7 protein-coding genes and 1 rRNA gene are annotated in these 7,069 nt (G+C 46.5%); 5 read left to right on the top strand and 3 right to left on the bottom strand.

The features are described 5' to 3' along the window. Window positions 1-3 precede the first annotated feature (3 nt). A 5S ribosomal RNA gene (gene rrf, locus ACR2PX_RS01965) occupies window positions 4-119 on the top strand. Between the two features lie 606 nt (window positions 120-725). Here the strand turns inward: rrf and ACR2PX_RS01960 are convergent. Continuing rightward, window positions 726-1,424, bottom strand: coding sequence for a hypothetical protein (locus ACR2PX_RS01960; RefSeq protein ID WP_433997677.1), 699 nt, complete (start codon window positions 1,422-1,424; stop codon window positions 726-728). A gap of 331 nt (window positions 1,425-1,755) precedes the next feature. On the opposite strand from ACR2PX_RS01960, the gene ACR2PX_RS01955 reads away from it, so the two are divergent. Next, window positions 1,756-2,400, top strand: a complete 645-nt coding sequence (locus tag ACR2PX_RS01955; protein WP_433997676.1) for an NAD(P)H-binding protein — start codon at window positions 1,756-1,758, stop codon at window positions 2,398-2,400. A gap of 30 nt (window positions 2,401-2,430) precedes the next feature. Here ACR2PX_RS01955 and hutI read toward each other — a convergent pair whose 3' ends face one another. Next, window positions 2,431-3,699 (bottom strand): imidazolonepropionase, encoded by a 1,269-nt coding sequence (gene hutI, locus ACR2PX_RS01950; protein ID WP_433997675.1) that lies wholly within the window; start codon window positions 3,697-3,699, stop codon window positions 2,431-2,433. 264 nt (window positions 3,700-3,963) lie between these two features. On the opposite strand from hutI, the gene putP reads away from it, so the two are divergent. Further along, window positions 3,964-5,493, top strand: coding sequence for a sodium/proline symporter PutP (gene putP, locus ACR2PX_RS01945; RefSeq protein ID WP_433997674.1), 1,530 nt, complete (start codon window positions 3,964-3,966; stop codon window positions 5,491-5,493). A gap of 421 nt (window positions 5,494-5,914) precedes the next feature. On the opposite strand, the gene ACR2PX_RS01940 is transcribed toward putP, so the two are convergent. After that, window positions 5,915-6,451, bottom strand: coding sequence for a hypothetical protein (locus ACR2PX_RS01940; RefSeq protein ID WP_433997673.1), 537 nt, complete (start codon window positions 6,449-6,451; stop codon window positions 5,915-5,917). 126 nt (window positions 6,452-6,577) lie between these two features. Here ACR2PX_RS01940 and ACR2PX_RS01935 point away from each other — a divergent pair, with 126 nt between their 5' ends. Both ACR2PX_RS01935 and ACR2PX_RS01930 read left to right on the top strand, forming a co-directional pair. Then, the gene (locus tag ACR2PX_RS01935) at window positions 6,578-6,805 is read left to right on the top strand and encodes a hypothetical protein (RefSeq protein WP_433997672.1); all 228 of its coding nucleotides are present in this window, start codon (window positions 6,578-6,580) and stop codon (window positions 6,803-6,805) included. A gap of 65 nt (window positions 6,806-6,870) precedes the next feature. Then, window positions 6,871-7,069 (top strand): MerR family DNA-binding transcriptional regulator (locus ACR2PX_RS01930; RefSeq protein ID WP_433997671.1); only part of this gene is annotated, 199 nt, incomplete at its 3' end.

Here is a 7,069-nt window from a genome sequence, read left to right as displayed (position 1 = left end):
TTGCCTGGTGACCATAGAGTATTGGAACCACCTGATCCCATCCCGAACTCAGTAGTGAAACGATACATCGCCGATGGTAGTGTGGGGTTTCCCCATGTGAGAGTAGGTCATCGCCAGGCATTGAATAGAGAAAAGCCCGATCAGGAAACTGGTCGGGCTTTTTTTATGAGTTGCATTTTTTATGGGTCTCCCCGCCTTACAAAGCTTCATTCCTATCAACGATAATTGTCGTTTACTCTGTATCTTCTCGTTCCCACGATCACTCGTGGTAACGTATAGCTCATATAAGAGTGCGCCATTGTATGGCATTGAACATAGAAAGCCCGATCAGGACGCTGGTCGGGCTTTTTTATGGGTCTCCCTCTGGGAAGTTTTGTCTATATTAACGATTACTGTCGTTCACTCAGTGTTTTCTTGTTCCTACAATTCCTCGTAGGAATGCATATGTCATGCTGCGAAGTGATCCAGTATTAGTTTAGAAGCATGGGAGGCAGAAAAAGTGCACTACAGGGCGTATTTCATCAGTTAACAGTCCCCAATTGTGAGGCTTTCTTCCCAAATGCTGAGCACTTATTTTTGATTTCAAAAGACTCACAAGATTTTCGTTTCTACGATCCTTCCGTGAGGGCATGCCAGGTCAGGCATAGGCTTCCATAATTTTGCTCAGGCGTTTTTTGCGGTGTATTCGTTTTTACGCAGAGGCTGACAACGATTAATATGAGAAGTTAAATATCACTAAGGTATCTTTTCACAAAACTCGTTATCAACAATTTTGAGCGGTGCTGATGAGGGAGTATCTTCAACGAATCCTTTTTTGCATACCGTTTTAGCTGGCTGGCAATGTACTCTATATCCGCTGAAGAGGTGTTTAGTAGCTTTGCGTTCCATGTTTTCATGCAAAGATTAGCGTCATCAAAGTTAAGGCATAGTGCATCAAGTATGATGTATTTTGCATTGAGGGTTTCATTATTATTGAGCATCAGCTGGGTAAAGTTGGAGTGCTCATAGCCCGAAGTGATGTTGTAATAGCGGCAGTCCCCTTCGTTGAATAGGCGCAGAGTTCCGAGTGAATGAAAACCCTGAGGGCAAGAATCATTCTGATCCTCGAAATCATAATCAACCGCTGAAATTAATGGGCTCTCACAGGTAGGTTGATAGTTGGACTGATTAATCAAGGCAGGAATATCGAGAGCATATATTATGGATGTAGCGACGACGGCTGCTACAGCTAAACCTCCACAACATCCGCAGCCATATATAGTGCATATGGCGCACCAGGTTTCTCCAGTGCAATAACTTTCAGGGTACTTAACACCGATATAGTCTCCTCCAGTCAAAGGCTGCTGTTCTGCCGGATAGGCGTTCAGGACGAAGAGGCTGACCAATGCTAAAGCAGTACTCAGTCGTTTATATTTGATTAGCATAGTAATCACATTGGACTGAATTTTTTATAGGAGTTGAATATAGCCTATTTCGAGTTAGTCACTGATTTTATGATTTGTGAGGCTACGTCAGGATATTCACCGTTAGTGAGGATCAAGGTTGACTGGTTTAGTCGTTGTCAGAAATTACTATACGTCCATGGTTATCTAAATCTAAGAAGTAAGAGTTGCCCGGGCGGTTGAATGGAAACTTCATTTTCTCACTCCACGAACCTTGGTGATCAGGCAGAGATTTCACCTTTCCAGCTTTCCAGTCCAATCCGGTATATCATTCACTCCATAAGAAAAAACTTCAAAAGTAGTGGAGAGCATCATGCCTAAAACAGCCATTATCATTGGTGCCACAGGTTTGGTTGGGTCTGAGCTGCTGAATCAGCTTCTGGAATCCAGTGAAATAGAAAAGGTGGTTGCTCTTACTCGAAGAGAGTTACTACAAAAGTCTGACAAGCTTGAAAGTCATATCATTGATTTCGAGAATCTGGGTCAGTACAAAGAGGTGATAAAAGGCGATCTGTTTTTTTCCTGCCTGGGGACCACGAAACAGAAGGCTGGCTCCCTCAAAGCCCAAAGACGCATAGATTTTGATTATCAGTTAGAAGCTGCCCAAATAGCTGCAGGCAATAATGTGCCTCATTACCTGCTGATCAGTTCCAGTGGAGCCAATCCGCAGAGTATATCGGAGTATTTCAGAATGAAAGGTGAGTTGGAGCAAGCGATCAAGCAACTGCCTTTTCAGAGAGTGAGTATTTTTCAACCATCGCTTTTATTGGGGCAAAGAAAAGAAAGCAGGCTGGGTGAGGATCTGGCGGCCAAACTTTTACCTTTTCTCTGTCAATTACCTGGTTTGAAGAAGTTCAGGCCTGCCCATGATTGGGAATTGGCACGGAAGATGTTGAAAGTAGCTACAGAAGCGGGGGAGGCGGTTACGACTTACACTCTGGATGAGATTTTTCAGTAAACCCTTTTGCTTTAATGCAGTGCAGAGGTATCAAGTGTTTTCTGGCTGGCTGGTATCTATGATTTGTCCGTCAATGACCCGTTGTTGCAAAGGGCAATGTCCTAATTGATAGGCCAGTTCATTGGGGTGATCTATGTCCCAGAGACAAAAGTCTGCGGATTTGTCTTCTTCAAGACTGCCATAGTGATCTGAGATGCCCAGAGCACGAGCGGCATTGATGGTGACGCCAGCCAGAGCTTCTGCGGGTGTGAGCTGAAAAAAGATGCAGCCCATATTCATCATCAATCTGATGGAGGCTAACGGTGATGTCCCTGGATTGGTATCCGTAGCCAGAGCAATGGGGACATCGTAGTGCCTTAAGCGCTCAACAGGAGGCGTCGTATCGCAACGCATAAAGTAATAAGAGCCGGGAAGCAGTACCGCTATAGAGCCTGATTCCGCCATGTCAGCAATGCCCTGCTCGGAAATATGTTGAAGGTGATCGCAGGAAAGGGCATTCATGTGTGCAGCCAGAGAGGCGCCTCCGCCTTTACTGAATTGTTCTGTGTGGCACTTTGTTGGAAGCCCATGATCGATAGCAGATTGAAAGATTCTGATGCGTTGAGTCATGGAGAAAGCGTTATTTTCACAATGGATATCCACTGCTTCAGCCAGCTTCTTCTCAGCGACTTCCGGAATCAGCCGCTGGCATATCATATCGACGTATTCATCGGTTCTGCCAGCAAACTCAGGGGGAAGTGCGCTGGCTACCAGTAATGTACTGACGATTTTTACGGTATGCCGGTTGTGCAATTCTTTGGCAACCTCGAGCATCTTGATTTCATCGACGAGGTTCAGGCCATAACCGGACTTGATTTCAACCAGTGTGACCCCTTCGGCAGTTAATGCCTTGAGACGGGGCAGGGCGGACTTGATGAGTTGTTCTTTGGAGCGCACCCGGGTTGCTCTGGCTGTGGCAAGAATCCCCCCTCCCTGAGCGGCAATCTGTTCATAAGGGACACCTTTCAATCTTAATTCGAACTCCTGAGCCCGGTGACCACCAAATACCAGATGGGTATGGCAGTCAATGAGACCCGGTGTCAGCCAGCCGTTATGGCCGTCAATCACATCATAAGGTAGTCGGGTGGCAGTTACTGCTGACATGGGTTCAATGCGTGCGATCTTTCCCTTATGAATACCCAGAGCGCAACGGTGTCTTGAGCCGTAGGGATCAGACAGGGATGGGTCAAAGGTAGCCAGATTGACATTAATCCAGACTCGGTCGCACTCTTTCAGTTGGATCACGCGATGCATTGCCATGGGTTGTACTCAGACAGTCGGCTACAGACAGAAGCCAGTATCAAGATGCTGGCAGATCATTAAGACTGGAGATGGAATCTAAGGATAGCCAGATAATTTTAATCCGAAAGGAAATCTGCAGTTGAGTAGATGGTTAAGATTGGTGATCAGAATAAGGAGGGAGATTAATTCAAATGGCTATAAAAAACACAGAAATGTTACAGAAGAGTGATAAATGAACTACCTTGATAAAAAAGGGCATGAACGACAATCAGGGAAATTATTATGTCTGAAGGAAACCTGCAGATTATCCTGACCTTCGTAGTTTATTTTTCTATGATGCTGGGGGTCGGCTATATCGCCTGGCAGAGAACACTCAATTCAGCAGATTATTTTCTCGGGGGACGTTCTCTTGGACCCTGGTCAGCTGCTTTGAGTGCAGGGGCGTCTGATATGAGTGGCTGGTTGCTGCTGGGTCTACCCGGTTATGCTTTTGCGGCAGGGCTTGAGGCTTTCTGGTTAGCTGCTGGGTTGCTGGGAGGAACCTGGCTGAACTGGCTGATTGTTGCCCGGCGTTTAAGAATCTATAGCGTAGTGGCCGATGATTCCCTGACCTTACCAGAATACTTTGCTAATCGTTTTGAGGATCGTAAGGGGCTATTACAGCCCGTTTCTGCCGCATTTATCCTGATCTTTTTTCTGTTTTATACCAGCTCTGGACTGGTGGCCGGAGGCAAACTGTTTGAGTCTGTTTTCGGTATTGATTATGAATGGGCCGTGATCATCGGCATGATGTCTGTGATTTCGTATACCCTGTTTGGTGGCTTTCTGGCGGTTTGCTGGACAGATCTGATTCAGGGGTTATTAATGGCCGCTGCGTTGCTGGTTGTGCCCATTGCGGCACTTGAAGTCAGTGGTGGTGCTGATCGGGTATTTGTAGAAATTGGAGAGCTGAACCCGGAGCTACTCAACATCTTTACCACTCGTGAAGGCCAGGCTCTGTCTCTGATTACTATTTTCTCCTTATTAGGTTGGGGGCTGGGGTATTTTGGTCAGCCTCATATTCTGGCTCGATTCAAGGCGGTGAAGTCGTCGGGCCAGTTAACTCTGGCAAGACGTATCGCCGTCAGCTGGACGGGTATTTGTATGCTGGGGGCGCTGCTGGTCGGTCTTGCTGGTATTGTTTATACCGAGAGATCCGGTATACAGCTGGATGACCCGGAAGCCATTTTTATGTTGATGGTGAATACTCTCTTCCATCCGGTTATTGCCGGTATTCTGTTGGCAGCGATTCTGGCGGCCATTATGAGTACGGCTGACTCCCAATTACTGGTCTGTTCTACGGCTTTTGCTGAAGATTTCTACAGGGATATTTTTAGAAGTGGTGCCAATGCTCAGGAAGTTCTGTTGGTGGGTCGTCTGTCTGTTGTGGGTATTGCAGTGATTGCAACCTGGCTGGCGATGAATCCCGGCAGTAGTGTACTTGGAATGGTGTCTTATGCCTGGGCTGGTTTCGGGGCAGCATTCGGACCCGCTCTGCTCTTGTCTCTTTACTGGAAAAGAATGACGGGATCGGGGGCAATGGCGGGTATTATTGCCGGTGCGATTACCGTGTTGGTATGGAAGCCATTGTCCGGTGGGGTGTTCGATCTTTATGAGATAGTGCCGGGGTTTGCCATCTCTATGATGGCGTGTATTTTGTTTAGCTATCTAGGTCGGCAGCCTTCAAGGGATATGGTCGATCGTTTTGAAAAAGTGGAAATCAGGGCTCGCTCTGTTTCTCGTTATGATGATGAAGAGCCCTCGTTGTCATAATGCTGTTTCCCTGCACATTGCCTATAAAAGCAGTGAGTAGGTTGGCCAGGCAATAACGAGTATGGTCAATAACCAGTAAGCGACATCTCCGACCTTTTGTTCGAAGTGAATCAGCTTTTTCAAGTCGTTCATTTCAGCTCCATTGAAACAATTGATGATGTGGAGAAACGACTATCGGCACACGGCATTCAAACATGACAAAAAAAATCCACGAACCCGTCACAGTTTAAAAACACTCAGCAAAACATCTTCCATGATGATCACTTCGATGCCGGTTACTGCTTCCACAATATAAAAGCTAGGTATTCTTCAAGGCAGTTACTTTGAAATTTCATGAAGATTTAATGACAGCAACTTCTGCTGCATACGACGGTGGGTTTGTGTGGACCCCGCAGGAACCACGGGGCGGTTCTATAGGAGTTTAGGCTCTGCGGGGAGAAAACCAGAAGTTGTAACTGAAGGGTTGTGTCAAACTTGAGCCCTGAGCAGACAGTAGAGCTTCTGGGTGATAGCGTTGAACCTGTTGCTTAACGAGCAGCTCCTGTGTTCTGTGAACGTCGACCATTATCAGGTATTGCCCTTTTTCAAGATCGTCATGAAAGCGTTTGACCTTGTAGTTCTCCTTTGTGATGCCTACCAGTCCACCTGACCAGGCTCCAAACAGGGTGGCGCTGACCATCACTGCAGCAGGAACCAGCATAGGTAGAGTGAACAGACTGTCGACCATGAGACCCGCCAAAATGCCCAGAGTCGCACCAATCATGGCACCCATTTCACCCGAGTGGATCAGATCATTTTGCTGGAAAAGATTGGCACCATGAACATGGCGGTGGTAGAGACCGGCAGCATCTTTACTAAGAACATGAATGTTCCAATCTGATAAACCTTCCCGGTGGAGATCGTCTGAGATCTTGCTGACACTGTCCAGTGATTGGGTTAGGTAGTAGAGACGTTTCATGAACTTCCTCCTGCACTACTGCACGCAGAATCAATTATTTGAGTATAGAGTAAGAGGTATATGGGCTGAGAGCCGTTCTCAATAATAAATCCTGAATTCATATGTTAATGAAATATGGAGAATGTTATGAAACAAATGAAAGTAGCGGTCAAAAAACGTCATCAGGAGACCGACGCCAACGATCCCCATGATGTTGAGTTGAAGCAGGTTCTGGAGCGACTGAAGAAGAAAGGGCTTAATCCGATGCAAATGTGTCACAAGTTGATTGAGCATGAGGAGCCAGCTCCAAAAAGCGAAGCCTGGAGTTATGGCCTGGTAGTTTCCGAGTGCAAGCGTTTGAAAGTTTTGATCTGAGAAGCGATGAGTAGGGTTTGAAACAGTATTGAGTAAACTATGATTATCTATCATAATCTCACACTATGGATAAGAGATTAGTCAAGATTGGTGAAGCAGCTCGCTTGCTGGGTACTGACCACTCAACATTGAGGAAATGGGAGAGTACAGGCGAGTTGCTTCCAGCCAGAAAGACCAAAGGCGGTACACGTTATTATGACGTGGCTGAACTCATGGGATTCAGCAACGAAGCTGCACCCACGCTCTGCTACTGCCGTGTATCCA

This window comes from Endozoicomonas sp., assembly GCF_051008435.1.
Lineage (GTDB): Bacteria > Pseudomonadota > Gammaproteobacteria > Pseudomonadales > Endozoicomonadaceae > Endozoicomonas_A.
The sequence above is the reverse complement of the archived record's forward strand: the minus strand, read 5'-3'. Positions and strand labels throughout refer to the sequence as shown.